The sequence below is a fragment of the Flavobacterium sp. NLM genome (assembly GCF_002210235.1).
Lineage (GTDB): Bacteria > Bacteroidota > Bacteroidia > Flavobacteriales > Flavobacteriaceae > Flavobacterium > Flavobacterium panici.
On record NZ_LIAC01000020.1, the window covers coordinates 33,215 to 57,389 of the forward strand.

Here is a 24,175-nt window from a genome sequence, read left to right on the forward strand (position 1 = left end):
TTTTTCAAAATACTAGAACAAGTCCGTTATTTTTTCTTCTGTAAATTGATACGGAACCGGATTTTCTCTCAACAACGGATTCTGAACCAGTTCTGATTCCGGATAAGGCAGAAGGAAAATTGTTGCATCAATTACGCCAATTGAACGCGGACTGCTGCTTCTTGCCGGATCTATAGAAAGGGTATTTGTTGCCGAATCGTAAAGAATTGGCTCAATTGTTCCGCGGTTTTGTGCCGTTACATAGTTAATAACTTCTTGCTGTTTGTAATAAGCGCGTCGTACTAAATCGTACCAATATTGTCCTTCCATCGCTAATTCAACTCTTCTTTCGTGAATAATATCGGCATAAGTCAAGGTTGTTTTTGGATCAAGACCTGCACGCACACGAAGTTTATTTACGCCATCTAAAGCAAGTGCATCAGCTGTTGAAGCGTTGTTTCCTAAAGCGGCTTCGGCATAATTTAAATAGACTTCTCCTAAACGCAGCATATAAGTATTTAAAGCTGAGTTCATACGACTAATTTTAGAATTGTCTTTTGTAGAACCTACAACTCCTTTTTTTACCGTTAAGAATTCTTTTGCGTGATCAACCGTATAACCTCCGTTTGATTTATTGATTTCCGGATAAAAATCATCATCGCCCATCCATGTTGCTTTACGGCGAAGGTCTTTTGATTCGTATTCTTTTAAAACATCATTCGAAGCTCTTGTCCAGTAACCCCAAGCGGCATCATCTCCTGTAATATCAGAACCTAAAGCAAAATAAGCCTGATGTGTATTAATAACGCCATAATCTCCGTTTGGAACCCATTGCAGGGCAAACATCGATTCTGTATTGTTGTTGTTATCAACCATAAATAAATCAGCGTAGTTTGTCATTAAAGTATATGGGCCTGAAGTAATTACTTTTTCGGCTGCTTTTTTGGCTAAATCTAAATATTGCTGGTTTCTTGTTCCGCTGTTTGGGTTGTCGCTTACTCCCGAATAGGATAGGTAAACACGAGACAACATTCCGAATGCACTGTATTTTGTTAAACGTCCGGCTTGTCCTGCAGTTTCAGGCAGATATTTTGCTGCAAATTCTAAATCGCGAATCGCAAATTCGTACACATCTTTTAATGGATTTTTGTTTACGATTGGGTTTTTAACCAATTCTCTTGGGTCTGTAGAAATAATTACATCTCCCCATAAAGAAGCTAAATACCAATAGGCAGTTCCTCTCATAAAACGTGCTTCGGCAATGTATTTGTTTTTAACGCTTTCGTCTACTTTACTTTCGGAAATACCTATAATAACATTATTCGATTGCTGTACAACATTGTATAAAGACCCCCAAGCCGAAACTAAAGGTCCGGTTAATCCTGTTTCAGATAAATCTGTAAACGGATAAACGTAATCAGAATAAGGTGCGTACAAATTATCTGAACGTCCGTCGCCTAAACCGTAATAGAATTTATCATTAAAATCAAACCAGACTCTGTTGTAAAGCGGGCCTGTTGCCGACTGAAAATCGGATTCTGATTTATAGAAATTCTCTTTTGTGATTTGATCTTCTGGTTCAACATCTAAAAGATCACTACAACTAGTCCAAACAAATGGCAATGCGATCATAAGAACCGTGTAAAATATTTTTTTTGTTTTCATAGTTTGTAAATTTTAGAAATTAACATTCAATCCAAGCGTAGTAATAATTGGCGAAGGATAACGTCCATTATCGATACCACTTAAAAGCGCATCCTGATTAATTGATCCCACTTCTGGATCGTAACCTTTGTATTTTGTGAAGGTTAAAACGTTTTGAGCATTAGAATATATCTTAATGTTTGAAATTCCGTATTTAGAATATAATTTCTTTGGAAGATTATATCCTATCGAAATATTTTTTACTCTTACATAAGAACCATCTTCAACAAATCGATTACTAAAACGGTAGTTTGAAGCTGATGATGCAGATGATGCCGCAATTCTGGTCATGTAAGGATCTCCGCCCACAATCTGCACATTACGATAATCGTTTGGCCCGTTTGGATCGATTAATTCTAATTGCGCATATCCTAAAGAGGATTTCAATAAATTAGTGTTTTCACGAGGATTTTCTAACCAGCGTCTTTGATAGTTTACGATATCATTTCCGTAAGAACCTGTCAGCAAAATGTTGATATCAAATCCCTGGAAAGAGAATGTGTTCCCGATACCGAAAGTGAAATCCGGAGCAGGATTTCCGATATAATCGCGGTCTTTTTCATTGATGGTTCCGTCTTTGTTTACATCTTCAAAAATATAATCTCCAATCCAAACGCCGTTTTCCCCAATCGCCATTCCTTCTGGCAAAGCTGTTGGCTTTACTACTCCATCTTTATCTTTATAATAGAAATCTGTTGCTTTTTCAAATCGGCCAATCACTTTATATCCGTAAAATTGTCCAATTGCTTCTCCAACCGCTGTTCTGGTAACAGTTGTAACATCAGAACCTTGTTGAATGTTTTTATTTAATACCCCAGATTCTGTATTAAGTGCCAAAACTTTGCTTCTGTTCATTGAGAAAACAATATTTGATTTCCATATAAAATCGTTTCTCTCCATGTTGATGGTATTCAAACTAAACTCAAATCCTTTATTTTCAAGAGAACCAATGTTTACTGTTGGCGGTCTTGTAGCTCCTTGTCCAGTTGTTCCTACGTAAGCCGGCAATGGAAGTTCAAGCAATAAGTCGTTTGTTTTTTTGTAATACACATCGGCAACCAGTTCTACTCTGTTATTAAAAAGTCCAAGGTCTAAACCTAAGTTGCTTGAATATGTTGTTTCCCATTTAATGTCTGGGTTTGCGGTATTTCCTGCCAATTGTCCAGTTCCCCAGTTTGTTGCCGAAGATCCGTAAATTGAAGTATAAGCGTAGTTTGGTGCACTTTGATTACCAACTGCTCCCCATCCTAAACGTAATTTTAAATTGTTGATGGTTTTATTTTCTTTTAAGAAATTTTCGTTTGAGATTTTCCAGGCCAAAGCGGCTGAAGGAAACCATCCCCAACGATTTTCTTCTGCAAATTTTGAAGATCCGTCTCGTCTTAAAGTCGCAGTCAGTAAATATTTATCATTGAAAGAATAAAACAATCTTCCGAAGTAAGAGCTGATAGAACTTACACTGCTTGCATTTGAGTTTCTTGCTGTTGTAGCATCTCCGGCATTTAAATCTGTAGCACCGTTTGTGATGTAACCAGAACGGTATCCGTAAAGGTTTTCCCAGCTTGATTCCTGCATTTCCTGACCTAACATGGCATTAATCGTATGCGCACCAAAAGTTTTATTGTAAGTCAGTAAATTGTTCCAGCTCCAGAATGCACTGTTTGATTTTGTTCTTGTTCCTTCGCGAACATCGTTTACTAATGCTCCAAAAGTATACGATGGATTAAAAGTATAATTGTTTGCAAATCCGTAATCTAATGAATATTGCGTTTTGAATTTAAGGTCTTTTGTAAAACCAATTTCAGCATACGTATTAGCTCTAATAGCGTAATTTTTATTGTGGTTGTCTTTTATAGAAGCTAAACCTATTGGGTTATTTTGAACAAATTCTGTAGTGTCAGGGCCGTCAAAACTTCCATCGGCATTACGAACCGCAACGTTTGGCGTTTGTTTTAAAGCCGTTATAATTAAAGCATCATCTGTTACCGTTGTAGTTTGATTGTATTGACTCAGGGCAAAGTTTACTCCCAATTTTAAAAAGCTTTTTACCTGAGAATCTACAACTCCTCTTAAATTGAAACGGTCAAATGAAGAGCCAATTGCTATACCTTCCTGATCTAAATAACCAATTCCTAAAGAGTAAGTTGTACTTTCTGAGCCTCCTGAAGCTGATAAATTGTAACTCTGCATTAAAGCCGTGTTGAACAATTCTTTCTGCCAGTCTGTTCCTTCTCCCAATAAATCAGGGCGAATGAAGGTATTGTCACGCTGTACAATTCCTAAGTCTGAACGTGTGTTTTTTAATGTTCCGTATTCTCTAAGGTTTAATAAATCTAAGTGTTTCGGAATTTCCTGCCATCCTACATAACTGTCAAAGTTTAAAGTAAGATCGCCTTTTTTACCGCGTTTTGTGGTTACGATAATAACTCCGTTTGCTGCTCTCGAACCGTAAATTGCAGTTGCAGAAGCATCTTTTAAAACATCCATCGAAACAATGTCTGACGGATTAATCATAGAAAGCGGATTCGTGTTTACAGAACTTGTTGTGTTGTCGATAATTACACCGTCGATTACAAAAATGGGTTCATTTGATCCGGTTAACGAACTGATACCACGAATACGAATAGAAGAACTTGCTCCCGGCGCACCGTTGTTTGCCTGTACGTTTACACCCGCCGCACGTCCTTGTAAAACCTGCTCGATGGATGTTGTTACAGATTGTGTAACTGCCTGACTGGTTACTGATGAAACAGAACCTGTTAAATCTGATCTTTTCATGGTGCCGTAACCTACAACCACAACTTCTTTTAAGCTGCTTACATCTTCTTCAAGTGTTACATCTATTTTGCTTTTGTTAGCAAACGCAACGTCTTTTGATTTGTAACCAATAAAGCTGAAAGATAAAATTGCATTTGCGGGAACCGGGCTGATGGTATACGTTCCGTCAAAATTTGAAACCGAACTGATTTTAGTTCCTTTTACAAAAATGTTTACTCCCGGTATTGGTCCGTTACTATCAGAAACTGTTCCTGACACAGTGGTTTGTGCATTTACCGCAGCAGAAAATACCAGCATCAGGATTAAGTATCCTAAGTTTTTAAAGTATTTTGATTTGCTTTTAGTAATTAAAAGGTTAGTCATAAATAATTAGTTTAATGAGTTAATAGTATGGTTTAGTTAGTTTTTTTTATGAAATGATTCAGGAACTGTTTTCAGAATAAAAACAACTCATAATCATTATTGAAACAAATATATATAAAAAACAATAATACACAATCGGTTGCGTTAATTTTATTTAAGAATTTTAAAAAAATAGTATATTAAAAAAACATATAGTTTATTTATATTCATAAAAAATTAAATTATATTCATATTTACAAACCTGATCACTCAAAACATTATGAATAAAAAACTGTTTTCTTCAAAATATTAAAAAAAGCATAAAATGAAGAATTTAAGATATTTTCAATATATCTACATCGTTTTAGTAATATAAAATGTACAGAATAATTGAATTTTTAACTTAATATCCTAAAGGAAAGCTGAATACGAGGGCTTCTCTAAAATTATTTGATAAAAAAACAATTCAAAAAGGCAATCGGTTGTTGAAAAGTTACAAAAAAAGCCCTTTTCGAGGTGAAAAGGGCTTAGTCATTGCGTTGTGTATTTAGGGTTTAGAGATTCATTTTTTTAGCATCTTCAACAAACTGTTTCAAACCAATATCAGTAAGCGGATGTTTCAATAATCCTTTAATTGCCGAAAGCGGTCCGGTCATAACATCTGATCCAACTTTGGCACAATTTACAATATGCATAGTGTGTCTTACCGAAGCCGAAAGTACCTGCGTTTGATAATCGTAATTATCATAAATTTCCCTGATTTCAGCAATTAAATGCATTCCGTCTGTCGAAACATCATCCAGTCTTCCTAAAAACGGAGAAACATAAGTCGCTCCGGCTTTCGCAGCCAATAAAGCCTGACCTGCCGAAAATACTAAAGTTACATTAGTTTTAATTCCTTTTGAAGAAAAGTATTTACAAGCTTTTATTCCGTCGCCGATCATCGGTAATTTCACCACAATCTGCGGATGTAAAGCTGCAAGTTCCTCTCCTTCTCTTATCATTCCGTCGAAATCAGTAGAAATTACCTCAGCAGAAACATCGCCGTCAACAATATTACAAATGTCTAAGTAATGTTTTAAGATGTTGTCTTTTCCTGTAATTCCTTCTTTTGCCATCAACGACGGATTTGTGGTTACGCCGTCGAGAACGCCAAGAGATTGTGCTTCTCGAATGTCTTCGAGATTAGCGGTATCAATAAAAAATTTCATAAGTTTTTTTTGGTTTAAGGTTGGTGGTTATTTTGTGGTCTGCAATTGTTTTAATGGAGTATGTGAGGTTTGTCATTTCGACTGAAAGGAGAAATCGCACAAGTAATTCGGCATGCAAAATCGCCAATCTTTGTAGAGTTTCTTGTGCGATTTCTCGTTCCTCGAAATGACAAGATTGTGGGTATTTCTTTGTGTAATTAACTTTGTCAAAGTTTAAAACTTTGACAAAGTTCTGAATGTGTTCCAGTGAGAAAAAAATGTGTATTTCGACCGATTCTGCTCTTCAAAAAACCTTCAATAAAAAAATAACTCACTTAATAATTTTATCGAACTGACTTTATTTTTAAACTTCAATTTTCAAAAAATAGCAACTAAACCTTCAATCTATTTACGTCAAATCTAAATCTCAAAACAAGTCATAATCTTAATACACATTCTCTCTATTTGTATCTAAAAAAACATTAAAACAATCATTAAATAGTTTTAACTTTCTATAGCTATCACATATAATTTTATCAAGTTTCTTTAGAATAGTTTTTCACTAATAAATTTTAAACACATAGATACATAGTTTTTCTTTGTCGATAAAGGTGCTTCACTTGTTTAAACAAACATAGACTATGTGTTAAAATCTAGATTTTTTAAAACAACCTTTAATTAATAAAAACTCAAACCTATGTTTCTATGTGTTTAAATAAAATTATTAAATATATTGGTTAATGATATTTTCAAACAATTCCTGTTTACCACTTTGAAGCGTTAACTCTCCGTTTTGGTTTGCGATATCATATAAATCTTTAAGGTTTAATTTTCCGTTTTCGAAATCTTTTCCTTTTCCAGCATCGAATGAACTGTATCTTTCTGTTCTTAATTTTTCGTAAGGAGAAGAAGTAATGATTTTATCAGCCGTCAATAAAGCTCTTGCAAAAGTATCAGCACCGCCAATGTGAGCTAAGAAAACATCTTCTAAATCAGTAGAATTTCTTCTGATTTTAGCATCAAAATTAACTCCACCACCTTGTAATCCGCCAGCTTTTAAGAAAACCAACATCGCTTCAGTAGTTTCCTGAATGTTATTTGGAAACTGGTCAGTATCCCATCCGTTTTGGTAATCTCCTCTGTTTGCATCGATGCTTCCTAACATTCCTGCTTTTGCTGCAACTTCTAATTCATGTTGAAAAGTATGCTGTGCTAATGTAGCGTGGTTTACCTCAATATTAATTTTGAAATCTTTATCTAAACCATATTCTTTTAAGAATCCAATTGCCGTTGCCGAGTCAAAATCATATTGGTGTTTTGATGGTTCCATTGGTTTTGGCTCAATAAAGAAAGTTCCTTTAAAACCTTGAGCTCTTGCGTAATCTCTAGACATTGCTAAGAATTGTGCCATGTGGTCTAATTCTCTTCCCATATCTGTGTTTAGTAAAGACATATAACCTTCTCTACCACCCCAGAATACGTAGTTTTCTCCGCCTAAAGCGATTGTTGCGTCAAGTGCTAATTTTACTTGTCCTCCAGCTCTTGCTACTACATTAAAATCTGGATTTGTAGCCGCTCCGTTCATGAATCTTGGGTTTGAGAAACAGTTAGAAGTTCCCCAAAGTAATTTAATTCCAGAATCTGCTTTTTTCTGTTTTAAATAATCTGTAATAAAAGCCAAACGTTTTTCTGATTCTGCGAAAGTTGCACCTTCAGCAATTAAATCATAATCGTGGAAACAGAAATAATCAAATCCCATTTTGCTGATAAATTCAAAAGCAGCATCTGCCTTATCTTTTGCAGCCTGATACGGATCTGAAGACTGATCCCATGCAAATTGCTGTGTTCCTGGTCCGAATGGATCGCTACCTTGTCCGCAGAATGTGTGCCAATACGCAATAGCAAATTTAAAGTGCTCACGCATTGTTTTTCCAGCTACAACTTGGTCTGGATTGTAATATTTAAATGCCAACGGATTATCAGATTCCTTTCCTTCAAATTTTATTTGGCCAATACCTTTGTAGTATTCTTTATCTCCTAAAACTATCATTTGTTCTTTTATTTAGTTGTTAATATTAATTCTAATTCTTGTTTCCATTTCTGGTAAGCCTTTTCATAAGGTGCTGCGTTGTGCAGCGGTAAAAACGTCATTACATGATCGTTGTCGCTAACATTCGCTCCAAATTTGCTGTAATCACCATCTTTTAAACCAACAGCTCTTGCTGCTCCAACAGCTCCGGTTGTATTATAAATTTCAATTTCGTGACCAATTAAAGTCGCCACAGTGTTGGAAAAAATCTCCGAACGGAAAAGATTATCATTTCCAGCTCTAATCACATTAATTGTTGCATTATCGTCTTTTAAACATTCCATTCCGTACACAAACGAAAAAGCAATACCTTCAAGAGAAGCTCTAAACAAATGCGCGCTGTTATGAATATTTAAGTTGAGGTTTAAAAAATGAGTTCCAATGTTTTTATTGTTGAACATACGCTCCGCACCATTCCCAAACGGAATCACCACAACGCCTTCTGAACCCACTTCAATATTCGAAGCCTTTTCATTCATTGCTTCATAACTTTCGTTCCCCATATTATTACGAAGCCATCTGTACTGGATTCCTGCTCCGTTAATATTTAAAAGTTTACCAACTCTAGGCGTTTCCAATTCGTAGTTTACGTGAACGAAATTGTTTACTCTCGTACTTTTTCCAGACGACATTTCGCTTACCGCATAAAATACTCCCGAAGTTCCGCCCGTTGCCGCCACTTCTCCCGGATTCAAAACATTCAAAGCCAAAGCATTATTCGGCTGATCTCCGGCTCTGTAAACAATAGGAATTCCTGCAGGAAGACCCGATTCCGCAGAAGCTTGTTCTGTAACAACACCCTGATTCGTAAAATTCTCTACAATTTTAGGCGTTAATGACTGATCGATTCCGTAATAATCCAAAAGCCAGTCGGCTACTTTATTTTCTTTATAATCCCAAAGCATTCCTTCTGACAAACCGTTTTTGGTAGTCGTTACTTCGCCTGTTAATTTCAAAGCGATATAATCTCCCGGAAGCATATATTTATCAATTTTATTGTAAACTTCAGGCTCATTTTCCTTCACCCATTTTAGTTTCGAAGCCGTAAAATTTCCCGGAGAATTCAGTAAATGTTCCATACATTTTTTTTCTCCAATTTCGGCGAAAGCTTTATTTCCAATTTCAACCGCACGGCTGTCGCACCAAATAATCGAATTTCGAAGCGCATTTCCGCTTTTATCCACAATCACTAATCCGTGCATTTGATACGAAATACCAATTCCCTGAATTTTCGATGCATCAATATTAGCTTCACGAATCGCTCTTTTGGTTGCCGTACAAATGTGCTGCCACCAAATTTCAGGATCTTGTTCTGCCCAATCCGGGTGAATCGACAAGATTTCCATTTCGTTTTGCGGTTCATTCAAAACGATTACTTTTTTACCCGTTTCAGCTTCAACCAAGGCTGCCTTGACCGAAGAACTTCCAATATCATATCCGATATAATACATACTTACAATGATTCTCTTATTATTAATTTTGTTGGCACATAACACTTCGTTTCTTCGTCATGCGTAATAAATGCCGCTGCTTTGGTTCCTAATTCCTTAAAATCAGTTGACACAACTGAAATTCCTTTGTATATAAATTTCTTCATTGGCGTTTCGTTATACGACAAAAAACCAACATCTTTTCCGGGTTCAAAATCCTTTTCTTTGCATTGCTCTAAAAAGTATCCTAAAATCCTGTCACTTACACTTATATATGCGATTCCTTTTTCAATATTGAACTTTTTAGGATCTGTTACAATCTCATATTCAAAGCTGAAATCAGCACAGAATTTCTTGAAAAAATCAACCGTTTCCTTCGGGTGATTGGTAAAATCCGGATACACAAATTGTATCTTTTTATACTTTTTAAACAAATCAGCCGCTTCTGTCAAAGACTCATAAAACGCTTTCCCAAAATCCTGAAAAACATAATTATTCGTTTTATCAGCCTGAATATTCCAGTCTATCAAAAGCAGTTTATCTTTTGAAATCGCCGACAAAGCCGGAGCAATTTCCTTGTGATCAAAATTCATCACCACATATTTGTAATACTTACCGATTCCGTTATTAATGATCGTTTTAAAAACATCAATATTATAATGATGAAACTGCACATCAGTAATCACATTATCCGGCAGATTATTCACAAACGAATGATACAAAACCTCTTTATACGCCTTAAAAGTGTCTAAAACCAAAAGCACTTTTCTTGTTTCGCCAGCCACATAATAGCCTTTATTCGGCACAGATTCAATCGTATTCTGGTCTTTTAAAATCGTATACGCTTTAAAAACCGTGTCTCTCGAAAGCTGATATGTTTTGCAGATTACATTTACTGACGGAAGTAAATCTCCCTTTTGTAAAATATTCTCGGCAATAGCATTTGTAATCCCGTCAACCAATTGCTGATACTTCGGAATATCACTATCGTGATTAATTATAAACTCAAATTTTTCTTCTTCTTTTAGCATACCGTTCTGTTCCGTTCTGTTATGCTAAAGTAAATAATTGTATCTTATAAAAAAATACTTTTTGTATTAAAATTGTTAACTTTTAAATCTGTTTCGACTTATACTTTTGGGCGTGTCCCTCCGGGTCGGGCTATCCGTTACAAGTCCTCGCACTTCCTTCGTCAGGCTGTGGGCTTTCCACTGCTATCCCTCACGCAAACCAACCTCACCAGAAATAGCAAAACCAACACAACCGATTGTATTTTTTAAGAAATTTTTTTAATCTATCAATCTTCTTATTCCATACGGATCAATCGTAACAATCGAACCATCTTCCAGATAATCGATTTTAGTTACTTTCATACTTCTTAAATGCGTCACGCCTTTTGATAAACTCGAATCGTGATAAAACAAATACCATTCGTTCTCCACCTCACAAATAGAATGATGCGAAGTCCAGCCCACAACCGGATTCAAAATTCTTCCCTGATACGTAAACGGCCCATACGGATTGTCGCCAATGGCATAACAAATAAAATGTGTATCTCCTGTTGAATACGAGAAATAATATTTTCCGTTGTATTTATGAACCCACGAAGCTTCAAAAAAGCGACGGGCATTATCTCCAGCCAGCAGCATTTCTCCGTTTTCATCCAGAATTTTAATCTCTTTTGGATCTTCTGCAAACTCCAGCATATCATCTCGAAGTAAAGCTACAATTGGCCCTAAAGCAGGTTCGTTTCCAAAAGGTTCTTCATTTTCTTGATCGTATTTATTATTTCTGTATTTCTGCAGCTGTCCGCCCCAGATTCCTCCAAAATAAATATAATGTTTCCCGTCTTCATCCTCAAAAACTGCAGGATCAATACTATAACTTCCTTTTATCGCATCTGGCTCCGACTTGAAAGGTCCTGCGGGAGAATCTCCAACGGCAACTCCAATCTGGAAAATTCCATTAGCACGTTTGGCAGGGAAATACAAATAATACTTTCCGTTTTTCTGTGCCGCATCTGGCGCCCACATTTGCTTTTCTGCCCAGGCAACATCTTTTACATGTAAGGCAACACCATTATCAACGACTTTTGATGAAATGCTTTCCATCGAAAAAACATGATAATCTTCCATTCCAAAATGATCACCATTATCATTAAACGGAATTCCCGCATCAATATCATGTGACGGATAAATATAAATTTTACCATTAAATACATGCGCCGACGGGTCGGCTGTATAAATGTGAGAAACTAAAGGCTTTGAAATCGCCAGTTCATTAATTTCCTCGAAATTAATTTGTTCAATGCTATCTTCAGGCATAGTAATATCTTGGTTTTAAATAATTAAGTTCTTCTTTCTTTTAATTCGCTTTCGATCTCCACTTCCATTTGTTTATTGATTTTATAGAAAACCAATAATCCGGCTCCAATTAAAAATGGAATTGCAGGAAAAATGCTGACCAATAATTTGATTCCGTTAATCGCAGTTTCTGTCTGTACGGCAGAGTTTGGCGCATAATGGAAATATCCTAAAAACAATGTTGTTAAAGCACCGCCAATACTTAATCCGGCTTTTAAACCTACCATCATGGCAGAGAAAATAATAGCTGTCGCACGGCGATTATTTAACCATTCTGAATAATCGGCAACATCGGCAATCATCGCCCAAAGAATAGGAATTGTAATTCCGTAAAAAAATCCGTGTAAGATTTGGGAGAAAAACATGAAGCTGATTGACGTTGATGGAAAGAAATAAAAAGCGATAATAAACAATGTCGAAATGAATAAAAACAATCCGAATATATTTCGCTTTCCGTATTTATCTGCCAGGTTTTTAGACAATGTAATCCCCACAATCATAAAGATAATGCCGCCGGCATTAAACAATCCGAATCCGGCTGAAACGGGATCATTACCAAAATGATTTAATCCGATATTCGATAAAGTATCTAAAATAGGCTGAATAAAAAGTGCTAATTGATCTTTATCTACATAATTTTCAAAATAATATACATACGAACCGCCTTTCATTGCCAATGTAATAAAAACCAAAGTCGTAAGCGAAAGCATGATTACCCACGGTCTGTTTTTTACCAAATCGCCTAAATCTTCTTTTACACTTGATTTTTGCTCTGGTTTGGGAATGATTCTTTCTTTAGTCGTTAAAAATGTGATTAAAAGCATGATGGTTCCAATAATGGCCAAAACCGTCATTACTTTTTCGATACCAATTGCTTTGTCTCCGTTTCCGGCACTTTTTATAATTCCGAGCATAAAAACCTGAACAAAAAACTGCGCAAACATAACCGCCACAAAACGGTACGATGACATACTGTTTCTTTCGGACATATCGCCTGTAATTACACCGCTTAAAGCGGAATACGGCAGATTATTTCCGGCGTAAAAAAGTAATAATAAAGTATAGGTTACAACGGCATAAATTACTTTCCCTTTATAAGAGAAATCGGGAGTTGAAAATGCTAACAGCGCCACTATTCCAAGAGGAATTGCAGTTGCCAAAATCCACGGTCTGAATTTCCCCCATTTTGTACTGGTTCTGTCTGCTAAAACGCCAATAATAGGATTAAAAATAAAAGCTGCAACTAAACCCACAATCAACATGATGATAGAAGAATCTGTTGGCGATAATCCGTAAATATCGGTGTAGAAATAAGCCAGATACGTCATCAAAGTTTGAAAAACTAAATTGGCCGCCAAGTCTCCTAAGCTGTATCCAATTTTTTCTTTGATGGATAATTTTTGTGAAATGTTATTCATTTTGTGGTTTGTGGTTAGTTAGTTCTTATTCCTGCAAGGTTTTCAAAACCTTGTAGGTTTAAATTGTTTTTATAATGCTTTTCAAATATACCTACAAGGTTTTGAAAACCTTGCAGGAAAGCAAATTGTTATTAAAACAATCGGTTGTGTAAAATTATACAAAAAAACATATTACGCAAATTTACTTTACTTTATTTCAAGAATATTTTTAAAAACAACCGATTGTTAATAATATTTTAATTCAAAGCTGATTTAACACGTTATTCTTCCGTTTTCTTCAACTTTAAAATACTATTGTAAGCTTGTTTATGCTTCAAAGCTGCATCAAAAGGAAGCGGATAATTTGTTCTTCCTTTTATCGGCCAGTCATTTAACCATGATTGCCCATCATAAACGCCCCAAAAAGTAACTCGGCTGATTTTGTCTTTATGCTTTAAAAATAGTTTAAAAATCGACGCGTAACGTTCTGCCAATTGCGTTTGAACTGAATCTGGCAATGTTTTAGGATACGGATTCATTTTTGCACTTCCTTCAAAATTCTGATTTACATCGGCCCCTTTTAAATCCCACGGATTTGGCAGCACGGTAATATCCAATTCTGTAAAAGCAACTTTAATTCCCAATGCCGAATATTCTAAAATACTTTTTTCAATTTCTTCAATCGACGGACTCTGCAATCTCCAATGTCCCTGAATACCAACGCCGTCAACCTTTCCTCCTGCTGCTTTTATTTTTTTGATTAAAGCAATTGCTCCTGCTCGTTTTGCGGGTTCTTCAATATTATAATCGTTGTAATATAAATCTACTTTTGGATCTGCTTTTTCTGCGAGTTTAAAAGCATCAACAAGGTATTTTTCGCCAAGTGTTTTCAAAAAAACAGATTGTCGCAAAGTTCCATCGTCATTTAAAGCTTCATTTACAACATCCCACGAATTGATTCTGCCCTTATATTTGGAAACAATCGTTGTGATATGATCTTTCATGAAAGCTTTCATTTCGGTGCTATCCGATATTTTTTCCATCCAAGGCGCTAATTGGCTGTGCCATATTAAAGTATGTCCGTGAATAAACATTTTATTCTTTTCGCCATACACCACAAATTTATCCGATAATGCAAAATCATATTTATCTTTTTGCGGATGCGTGAACATCGATTTCATGATATTTTCCGGCGTGATTGCATTAAATTCTTTTTTAATTAATGAATCTACTTTTGCATCTTTTTCTTCAATTTGATCTGCGCTTAATGCTGTACCGATGTAGAAATCGTTTTTGTAAACATCCTTTAATGAAGCAGTTTCTTTTTGCGATGTACAGCTTACAGTCAGTAAAGTGGTGACGACAAACAAATAAGGTTTAATAAAATTCATATATTTTTGGTTTAATAGTTAATAGTTTTTTCTTTCTCTCAAAGATTATTCTCAATCTTGTCATTCCGAGGAACGAGGAATCGTACTCGGGATTCGACAAAGATTGGCGACATTCTGTGTGGAGTTTCTAGTGCGATTCCTCGTTCCTCGGAATGACAAACAGAGCGGATTATTTCTTCTTAAAACTTTCCGGTGGCCCTAAATACGACTCCAAAACTTTTCCTTCTTCGGTTTCTATTACAATTTTCTGAAGCACTAAAGCCGGATCGATAGCATAAATTTTCAAAATATGATTTCCTGAATTTTCGATTTGATGAGTCGAGCTTATTATTTTGATATTATTCGCAACAGATTTTTCCCAGTTTTTCTCTGAATTATCTTGATTAAAATTGATTATTTGTGGTTTTTCATCATCAAAACCAATTCCGTATTTCAAACCGTCACGAGTCGTAAAATTTATGGTTGGCGAAAAATAAGCATGAACTTTTATTTTTCCTTTACTGAAAAAATGAACATTATATTCTAATCTTGGAGATTGTTCTGAGATTTGAATAGGTTTAATATTAGACGGTTTTAAAGTAACGCCAGATTCTGTTTTACCAAGATTTAGAATTATCGTCCATTTTACTGAATCTGAATTGATCGCTTTAGAATAATTTTGAGCTTCTATGGAAATATAGCCGTTGTTTTCAACAAAACCATGAACTTTACTCAAATCAATATTATTGGTATTTACCTCAACTTTATACTTTTTATCATCTGCTGAAATTGTAAACTGAGCTTTAGTTATTCCTTTTGGAGCTTTTTTCCAGTCGATATTTACTATAATTCTTCTTTCTGAATGAATTGTTCCTTTCATTAAAGAAAATAAAATCCAATTGTTTTTATTTTCAATATTAAGCTGAAAAGATTTTACGCCTCGATTAAATAAATCAATATAAGACGATTTGTTTTCAAGAGAATTAAAAGTCGGCAGAACAATTGTTTTATTATTATTTGAATCATAAACCTCATCACTGCCTTCAACCGTAATTCCTGGATTTGTTGCAGTATCGTAAAAAATAGACTTGGTTTTTGGAATCACATTTTTATCCGGCTGCTGCCAATTATCATAGCCAATATGTGTCTGTGACATTATATGATTCCATTTTCCGTTAGCTAATTGAGTATGATAATAGTTCGTGAGCTCTGTGTCTTTTTCAAATAATTCTTTTACTTTTTCAGCATACACATTTGCAATGGCATTTCCCTGACTTGCATACAGCTGATTTTTAGCCGCAGCGACATACATTTCATTTAAGTTTGCACTTGCCAAAACAGGAAATAAAACCAATTGGTAAAAAGCATCTTTATATTCAGGTTTCAATTTTTGGTTTATTGAATTGGCTTTTTCAACTAATTTTTGATAGTCTTCAACAACTCGATCTGCTTCATTATAATTGGTGATGCTATAGGTTTTTGAATCTAGCAATTCAGGTTTTCTACGAGAATTGTATTTGGTATATAATTTTAGAATTTCAGCAATATCTTCGGAATTTTGATCTCCAAAATTTTCTTTTGCCCAATTCACATAATATTGATCTAAATTTCCGGCATTAAACTTTTCTGGATTCCACGCCATATCTAAGAAAAATTCTATTGGAAATTCCATTGGTTTAATGTCGCCCACATTTACAATCCAAATTTTATCGACACCGTATTGATAAGCCAAATCCATTTGTTCCCAAACTCTTTCGATTTGATTCGTGTTGATCCATTTATAATTTCGCGGTCCGCCAACGTAGTCGTAATGATAGTAAATTCCGTAACCGCCTTTTCTTGGTTTTGAATCAAGTTCAGGCAGTTTGCGAATATTTCCCCAGTTGTCATCGCATAGTAAAAGCGTAATGTCATCGGGAACCGTCATTCCTTTGTCGTAATAATCCTGAACTTCTTTGTAAAGCGCCCACATTTGAGGCGTTTCTTCGGCAGGTTTTTTCGTAACTTCTGCAATGATATTTCTTTGCGTTTTTACGATATTTTCTAATAACCCAATTGCAGTTCCTTCGGTCATTGGCTCGTCGCCGTCGCCGCGCATCCCGACAGTTACAATGGTTTCGTTATTTCCCATTCTTTTAATTCCGTCTTTCCAGAAATTAATCAATGCTTGTGAATTGGTATTAAAATCCCATTTTCCGTTTGCTTTTCCCCATTCGGCATGCGCTCTTGTTAACGGTTCGTGGTGCGAAGTTCCCATTACAATTCCATATTCGTTGGCCAAAACAGCGTTCTGCGGATCTTCTACATAAAACATTCTTCCCCACATTGCCGGCCATAAATAGTTGCCTTTCATTCGCAGAATCAATTCAAAAACTTTATCGTAGAATTTCGAATTGAATCCGCCAAATTTTTCAAATGCCCAGCCGGATAAAGCCGGAGCTTCATCATTAATAAAAATTCCTCTGTATTTTACTTTTGGTTCTCCCTGCGAATGAATTCCGTGCAAAACATGCAATTCTGATTGCTTTTTAACTGGAACATCTGCCCAAAAATACCAAGGTGAAACGCCTATTTGATTGGATAAATCGTAGATTCCGTAAATCGTTCCTCTTTTGTCTGAACCTGCAATTACCAATGCTTTTTTAATTCCTTTAAAAGGATTTTCGATAATTTGTGTTGTAAATTTTTCCCATTTTCCACGAAGTTCGTTTGCATTAATTTTTCCTTCTTTGGCTAATTGATTTATAATTTCACTTTTTCCGAATGTTCCTATAATGACGACAAAATCTTCTGCTTCTGTAATTTTATTGATTTGTTTTGGATGTAAATCTGAAACCTGAAAAATATCATTTTCTAAATGTCCTGCCACTTTTAAAACGCCTGGAAAATCATTTTTGTCGACTAAAATCGAAGCTGTTTTTCCTTTCGAAACCAAAGGGAAGTTTTCGACGGAAGCCTGATTTACTACATATTTCTCTGGATTTATTGCATGCGATTTTGTGCTTAATCCGATGAGGAAAAGCAGTAAAAACTTATATAGCAACTTAAAATTTAAACACATAGAGACATAGTTTTTCTTTGTTTGTATAAAGACGTTTCACTTGTTTAAACAAACATAGCTTTCGCCAGTTTTGTCATTTCGACGTAAGGAGAAATCGCACTCGGGATTCGACAAAGATTGGAGACATTCTGTGCGGAATTTCTCGTGCGATTCCTCGTTCCTCGGAATGACAAACAGTACGTTTTACAAATTCAACTTATAAGCAATTCCCGTTTCTAAACCCCTTAACTCAGCAAGCCCTTTTAACCTTCCTGTCAAAGAATATCCCGGATATGTTTCTGTCGTTTCATCAACGGAATGCAGGAAACCATGATCGGGACGCATTGGCAGACTTATTTTTGTTTTGTTCATTAACAATAATAATTTCTCTACGATAACTTCCATATTAACATCGCCATTTAAATGTTCTGATTCTCTGAAAATTGTTTCGCTTTCGCGGATGGTATTTCGGAGATGTAGAAAGTGAATTCTGTCTCCAAAATCATCTATAATTTTTTCGAGATTGTTTTTCGGGTCGGCACTTAACGAACCTGTGCAATAACACAATCCGTTTGCTATTGATGGAATGGTATTAAAAATCGCCTCTAAATCAGCTTCTGTTGAAACAATTCTCGGAAGTCCTAAAACCGAAAACGGCGGATCGTCTGGATGAATTGCTAATTTTGAACCTGTTTTTTCTGCGACCGGAGCGACTTCTGATAAAAAATAAATCAGGTTTTCTCTTAGTTTTTGATTGTCGATATTCGCATAATTATCTAATAAAGATAAAATCTGTTCTGCCGTAAAATTGATCGTGCTTCCCGGTAATCCTAATAGAACATTTTTAAACAATAATGCTTTTTCCGGTTCCGAAAGTTTATTGCCGAAATTCAAAGCATTTTGTTTTTGAATTTCCGTATAATCATTTTCGGCGTTTGGTCTTTTTAAAAGGAAAACATCAAAATAGGTAAAAGCATCCTGATTGTATAGCAATGCTTTACTCCCGTCTTCGTTAATAAAATTATGATTCGTACGCACCCAATCCAAAATCGGCATGAAATTATAAGTGATGATTTTGATACCGCATTCTGCCAGATTTCGCAAACTGATTTTATAATTTTCTATATATTGTAGATAATTTCCTGAGGCTCTTTTTATTTCTTCATGAACTGGGAGACTTTCCACCACAGTCCATTCCAGTCCGTAATTTCGAATGATTTCCTGTCTTTCTTTTATGTCAGCAATTGTCCAGATATCGCCAACGGGAATTTGGTGCAAAGCGGTTACAATTCCTGTTGCTCCGGCTTGTTTAATATCGATTAAACTTACGTTGTCGTTTGGTCCGAACCATCGCATGGTTTGCTGCATTTTTATCATACTAACTATTTTTTGCCACGAAGGCACTAAGTCACAAAGTTTTTCTCTTTAAAGTTTTTTAAAATAAAACTTTGTGACTTAGCGACTTTGTGGCATTTTCACAATTAAAACCCAATACTGTTTCCGCCATCAACTGGTAAAACGGTTCCTGTTGTATATTTTGATTCGTTTAAAGCAAAATAATAAACGGCATCTGCAATGTCTGAAGGTTCACCTAAATACCCCATTGGTGTTCTTCCCAGTACTTTATTTTTTCTTTCAGGATCGTTGTCCAAAGCTGTTGATGACATTTTGGTTTTGATAAATCCTGGTGCAATACAGTTTATACGAATGCCAAACTGAGCCAATTCTACTGCCATGGCACGTGTCATGGATTCGATTGCGCCTTTGCTTGATGAATAGGCAATTACTTTTGGAATTCCGTATTGTGAAGCCATTGAACTGATGTTGATGATGCTTCCGCCTCCGTTTTCTTTCATGTTTTTTACGACTTCTCTGCTCACGGCAAAAACGCTTAAAAGATTGGTATGGATTATGGATAAAAAATCTTCATCGGTTACATCTGTAAATTCTTTTTTCATATTGATTCCGGCATTGTTTACCAAAATATCGATTGATCCATTTTTCGCGATGTTTTCAATCATGGCTGGAATTCCTTTAAGGTCATTTAAATCGAATATTACCGGAATTGCATTTTCGCCAATTTCCTTGCAGGCTTCTTCTGTTTTTTCTTTTGTTCTTCCGATGATGTAGGTTGTGATTCCGTTATCACATAATTTCTTTGCGGTTGCAAATCCTAAACCTGAATTTCCTCCGGTTACTATTGCTGTTTTTTTATTCATAATTTTTAAAATATATTTTGGTACTTGCTGCTCATTTGGCACACTGATTAAACGGATTCGCTATCGCGAAAACGCTGATTTACACGGATTTTTTTTGTTCTTTTTTATTGGAAAAAATCCGTTTTTTTTCCGTGTCTTCGCGATAGCGAATCCGCGTCATCTGTGTTACATTTACTCAATTTATTATCCATTTCCTGGGGCAAACGGAAATTTTAATGATTTAAAATACTCTAAGGTCTGCGTTGGTTTTTCAACTCCGGCAGGAAGTTCTTTTCCTGAAAATTGCTGAAAATATAATAAGCAGGCGTCTCGCCACCATTTTGCTTCTTTCTGCTGAATTTCTAGCAGCATTTTTACTTCGTTAAAACGTTCATTGCCTACATATTTTTCTGCTTGATTCCAAACATTTTGCATCTCTTTGACTTGATTTACGCCTTCTTGATATTTCAATGCTAAACCATTCCATAGTGTTTCTCCGTTTTTCAGTTTATAATCCCATGAAACGTGGTGGAACCATAATAAATCTTTTTCTGGGCAGGTTTCTAGATTATCAAAAAGTTTTTCTATTTCGGGAGCATATTGCGAAGTGGCATTCGTTCCCGACTTTGATCTGTCAAAACCAATTCCGTTTTTATCTGCTTTATGGTAATAAGTTGGGTTCCATTCTGGACGTGATAAATTAGAAACCCACGGTCCTGGTCCGTAATGATGTCCGGTATCCATAATATGATGTAGACCAAGTGGTGTCATATAATTTACAACGGCTTCACGCGATTCGATCATCATAGCTGCAACTGGTTTTATGAAATTTTCATCGTTTGAAAATGTACATCTTAACCATTCATCTGCAATAGTTTCCGAATCCAAATACGGATTCCATGCGAGTCTTCCGAAACCGTACCAATTGGCTTGTGCAAACGGATGTCCTGTCCAGTTTAAATCATTCCCGATATTGGCAACTCCGGCAATTCCGGTAAGTTTGTTTTGATATAAAGTGCCGTCAATAACTTTCGCAACAGTTGAACCTTTTCCTTTTTGATAGGTATCTGCTTCTAAAACTTCCTGAAATAATTTCGGCAGAAAAACCAAATGCGTGCTAAATCCTAAATATTCCTGTGTGATTTGAAATTCCATCATTAAAGGCGTTTTTGGCATGGCACCAAATAACGGATGAAACGGTTCTCTGGGCTGAAAATCAATCGCCCCGTTTTTTACTTGGACGATTACATTTTCCTTGAATTTTCCATCATACGGTTGAAACTCGGCGTAAGCTTGTTTTGCCCGATCGTTTGCGTCGTGTTCTGAATAGACAAAAGCTCTCCACATAATTATGCCTCCAAACGTGGCAACTGCATCGGCAAGCATATTGGCGCCGTTAACGTGATCTCTTCCATAATTTTGCGGGCCGGGCTGGCCTTCTGAATTGGCTTTCACTAAAAATCCTCCAAAATCTGGAATTCGTTTGTAAATTTCAGCTGCTTTATTTTTCCACCAATTCATCACTTCAGGATCTTTTGGATCGGCAGTTTTTAGGTTTCCTATTTCAATTGGAGCTGAAAATCTTGCAGTTAAATAGACTTTTATTCCGTAAGGTCTGAAAACATTTGCCAGCGCTTCGACTTTTTCTAAATATTGCGACGTTAAGATTAAAGCATTTGCATTTACATTCGTCAAAACTGTTCCGTTGATTCCTATTGAGGCATTTGCTCTCGCGTAATCAATATATCTTTGATCAATAAAATCAGGCAATTTCTGCCAATTCCATAATGAGAAACCTGCATAGCCGCGTTCAACTGTTCGGTCTAGATTATCCCAGTGATTTAGGATTCTGATATTTGTTTTTGGAGAATCAGTAATATTTAAATTTTGGATTGATTTATTAGTCTGCATCAATCTTAAAAAATTAAAAACGCCGTACAAAACTGCTACATCATTTTTTCCCGAAATAATAAGCTGCTTTTTGTTTTTAAAAGAAATTGTTTTAATGATAAAACCCTCGTTGTTTATTTTGTCGAAATCTTCTTTTAAGGCTTTTTGTAAATCCGGATTTAAAGAAATTTGAGAACCAATAATCAGATTGTTTTCTCCTTTTATTTCTAATTTAGTTTCCGGTTTGTTCCCCATCATACTGGCGATTCCGTTTTCTAATTCTTTTACGTAAATCTGAGAAGTTTCGGAATTTCCCAAAGAAACAATTCCCTGAATATTGTTTTTATATTCTGAAGCAATTTTTGAATTAGTTATTCTGTCATATTGAAGCCATAGTTTATAATCCTTTTGCGCTAAAGCGGAAAAGGAAATCGAAAGAAACAGAAAAACAAATTTTACTGAAGTCATTTACTAATTAGTTTATTCTTAAAAACTTTCATTTTACAACATCAACGTTTTGGATTTGAATATTACTATTTGATAAAAATTTAATTCAAAAAATGTATTATTTTAAACAAAACAACAATTGCAATCGGTTGCGTAAAAATATAGGATTGTTGTTTAAGAAAAAAATTTTAGTTCTCTTTTTTTCAAAAAATATATTTCTGTAACAAATAAAAGCAGGATAATTATAAAAACTATCCTGCTTTAACGGGGTTGAATTCAGTGTTAATCCTGAATTTTATATTTATTTTTGAGAAGATTCTCTTGCCAGTACTTCTGTATTTAAAAAGGTGATTTCTTTTGCATCATCATTTTTAGATGATTTCAAATTTCTGATAATAATTTCGGCTGCCGCTTTTCCCATTTTTTCGGCAGGATGTGTAATTGTAGACAAATTAGGGTCTATAATTTGTGAAATTGGGTCATTATTAAAACCGATTACTTTAAATTCTTCGGGTACTTTTATGCCTCTTTTTTTAGCGGTCTGCACAGCACTTACGGCTAAAATATCTCCGGGAGCAAATAGTCCGTCGGGCATTGGTTTTAAATCAAATAAGGCATTGCTGGCTTTTACTCCGTCTTCGTAGGTTACTGAATTTAAATTGATTATCAATTCTTCTTCTACAGTAATATTATGATCTTTTAAGGCTTCTATATAACCTCTTTTTCTTTCGTTATAAAGGTTTCCTAATTCTGAACCGGCTGTTAAATGTGCAATTCTGATACAGCCTTGTTCAATAAGATGTTTTGTGGCTTTGTAACCTGCTGTATAATTATCGATAACAACTCTAAAAGTATTGTAATCTTTAGGAACCCTGTCTACAAATACTAATGGAATATTATTGTTTGAAAACTGATGAAAGTGCGCCGTATCTCTGGTTTCCATTGCAAGTGAACAAATCACACCGCTTACACGATTACTGTACAAGGATTTGGCCATATTTACTTCTTCTTCGTAAGAGTCATGCGACTGCATAATAATTACGGTATAATCCGATTTTTGGGCTGTAATTTCGATTCCGCTGATTAATGATGATAAAAACGGCTGTGTAACGGTTGGAATTAAAACACCAATGGTTCTGGTTTTGTTTCCGCGTAAACCTGCCGCTAAAGTATTGGGAACAAATCCCATTTCTTCGGCAGTTTTTTTCACTTTCTTTATCGTTTTGTCACTTATGGTGTGGTGGTCTTTTAAAGCGCGTGAAATAGTTGATGTTGCCAGGTTTAAACGCTCGGCAATATCGTAAATCGTTACATGTTTATTCTCTTCCATGAAATAAAAAATAGAAATGTAAATATAAACTATTTTCGTTCAAGATGTTCTTAACTATAAATTGGTGTTAAATAAAAAATTCCCGATTAAATCAGCTTATGATTTAATCGGGAATGTAAACCAATAAAAGATCTTTATTTGTCTTTTTCGTCTTTTAGAATTTTACCGTCTTTGGTAAATTCCAAATCGATTTTGTTTGTTAAATCAACATCTAAATCTTTGTGCCCATAGTCGATGTGCGTTATTTTTTCGTTTGGATGGTTCTTAGCCACATAAGCTTTGACGTTATCCGGAATAAAATCTGTTGGAATTGGTTTGTCTCCGCCATCTACTTCACGATACGATCCGTCTTTCCAGAATTCTACTTCTGTTCCGTCTTTTAGTTTTACTTCAAAACCTTTTTCCCCGTGTTCTGCATCTTTTTTGGCGGTTACCACTGTGGTATGGCTAAAATGTTTCTTTAAAAATTCCTGTGCTGGTTTTGGAAGTTCTGTCACTTCGATTTTCTTCTGCGCACTGGCCGAGATTGTTAGAGTTAACAATGCTATGGCTAAAAATATTCTATTTTTCATAATCGTTTATTTAAGTATAGTATTACTAATTTACTGCAAGAAAATCTGGCTTCAAA

15 protein-coding genes are annotated in these 24,175 nt (G+C 35.4%); all 15 read right to left on the minus strand.

What is annotated here, in order from left to right; translation table 11 throughout:
* Window positions 1-12: 12 nt before the first annotated feature.
* The 15 genes from APR43_RS21595 to APR43_RS21665 all read right to left on the minus strand — a co-directional run bounded on the left by APR43_RS21595 (window position 13) and on the right by APR43_RS21665 (window position 24,119).
* A complete protein-coding gene (locus APR43_RS21595; protein WP_053473043.1) occupies window positions 13-1,644 on the minus strand; it encodes a RagB/SusD family nutrient uptake outer membrane protein in 1,632 nt (543 codons plus the stop codon).
* 12 nt (window positions 1,645-1,656) lie between these two features.
* Window positions 1,657-4,824: a SusC/RagA family TonB-linked outer membrane protein gene (locus tag APR43_RS21600; protein WP_088636436.1), complete on the minus strand. Its 3,168-nt coding sequence runs from the start codon at window positions 4,822-4,824 to the stop codon at window positions 1,657-1,659.
* A gap of 533 nt (window positions 4,825-5,357) precedes the next feature.
* Window positions 5,358-6,014 (minus strand): fructose-6-phosphate aldolase, encoded by a 657-nt coding sequence (gene fsa / locus APR43_RS21605; protein WP_053473042.1) that lies wholly within the window; start codon window positions 6,012-6,014, stop codon window positions 5,358-5,360.
* A 703-nt stretch (window positions 6,015-6,717) separates the two neighbouring features.
* The gene (xylA, locus tag APR43_RS21610; RefSeq protein WP_053473041.1) at window positions 6,718-8,043 is read right to left on the minus strand and encodes a xylose isomerase; all 1,326 of its coding nucleotides are present in this window, start codon (window positions 8,041-8,043) and stop codon (window positions 6,718-6,720) included.
* Window positions 8,044-8,051: 8 nt separating this feature from the next.
* Window positions 8,052-9,533 (minus strand): xylulokinase, encoded by a 1,482-nt coding sequence (locus tag APR43_RS21615; protein WP_053473040.1) that lies wholly within the window; start codon window positions 9,531-9,533, stop codon window positions 8,052-8,054.
* Window positions 9,534-9,535: 2 nt separating this feature from the next.
* The gene (locus APR43_RS21620) at window positions 9,536-10,543 is read right to left on the minus strand and encodes a GntR family transcriptional regulator (RefSeq protein ID WP_053473039.1); all 1,008 of its coding nucleotides are present in this window, start codon (window positions 10,541-10,543) and stop codon (window positions 9,536-9,538) included.
* Between the two features lie 258 nt (window positions 10,544-10,801).
* The gene (locus APR43_RS21625) at window positions 10,802-11,836 is read right to left on the minus strand and encodes a glycoside hydrolase family 43 protein (RefSeq protein ID WP_053473038.1); all 1,035 of its coding nucleotides are present in this window, start codon (window positions 11,834-11,836) and stop codon (window positions 10,802-10,804) included.
* Window positions 11,837-11,859: 23 nt separating this feature from the next.
* A complete protein-coding gene (locus APR43_RS21630) occupies window positions 11,860-13,293 on the minus strand; it encodes an MFS transporter (RefSeq protein WP_053473037.1) in 1,434 nt (477 codons plus the stop codon).
* Window positions 13,294-13,553: 260 nt separating this feature from the next.
* Window positions 13,554-14,663 carry an endo-1,4-beta-xylanase gene (locus APR43_RS21635; protein WP_053474476.1) on the minus strand — a complete coding sequence of 370 codons (1,110 nt, stop codon included), beginning with the start codon at window positions 14,661-14,663 and terminating at the stop codon, window positions 13,554-13,556.
* Between the two features lie 169 nt (window positions 14,664-14,832).
* The gene (locus tag APR43_RS21640) at window positions 14,833-17,703 is read right to left on the minus strand and encodes a glycosyl hydrolase 115 family protein (RefSeq protein ID WP_053474475.1); all 2,871 of its coding nucleotides are present in this window, start codon (window positions 17,701-17,703) and stop codon (window positions 14,833-14,835) included.
* Window positions 17,704-17,886: 183 nt separating this feature from the next.
* Window positions 17,887-19,050, minus strand: coding sequence for a mannonate dehydratase (gene uxuA / locus APR43_RS21645; RefSeq protein WP_082356495.1), 1,164 nt, complete (start codon window positions 19,048-19,050; stop codon window positions 17,887-17,889).
* 113 nt (window positions 19,051-19,163) lie between these two features.
* A complete protein-coding gene (locus tag APR43_RS21650; RefSeq protein ID WP_053474477.1) occupies window positions 19,164-19,901 on the minus strand; it encodes an SDR family NAD(P)-dependent oxidoreductase in 738 nt (245 codons plus the stop codon).
* 183 nt (window positions 19,902-20,084) lie between these two features.
* Window positions 20,085-22,238: an alpha-glucuronidase family glycosyl hydrolase gene (locus tag APR43_RS21655; RefSeq protein WP_053474473.1), complete on the minus strand. Its 2,154-nt coding sequence runs from the start codon at window positions 22,236-22,238 to the stop codon at window positions 20,085-20,087.
* 280 nt (window positions 22,239-22,518) lie between these two features.
* On the minus strand, window positions 22,519-23,547 hold the full coding sequence (locus tag APR43_RS21660; RefSeq protein ID WP_053474472.1) for a LacI family DNA-binding transcriptional regulator: 1,029 nt from the start codon (window positions 23,545-23,547) through the stop codon (window positions 22,519-22,521).
* A 134-nt stretch (window positions 23,548-23,681) separates the two neighbouring features.
* Window positions 23,682-24,119: a PepSY-like domain-containing protein gene (locus APR43_RS21665; protein ID WP_053474471.1), complete on the minus strand. Its 438-nt coding sequence runs from the start codon at window positions 24,117-24,119 to the stop codon at window positions 23,682-23,684.
* Window positions 24,120-24,175: the final 56 nt, after the last annotated feature.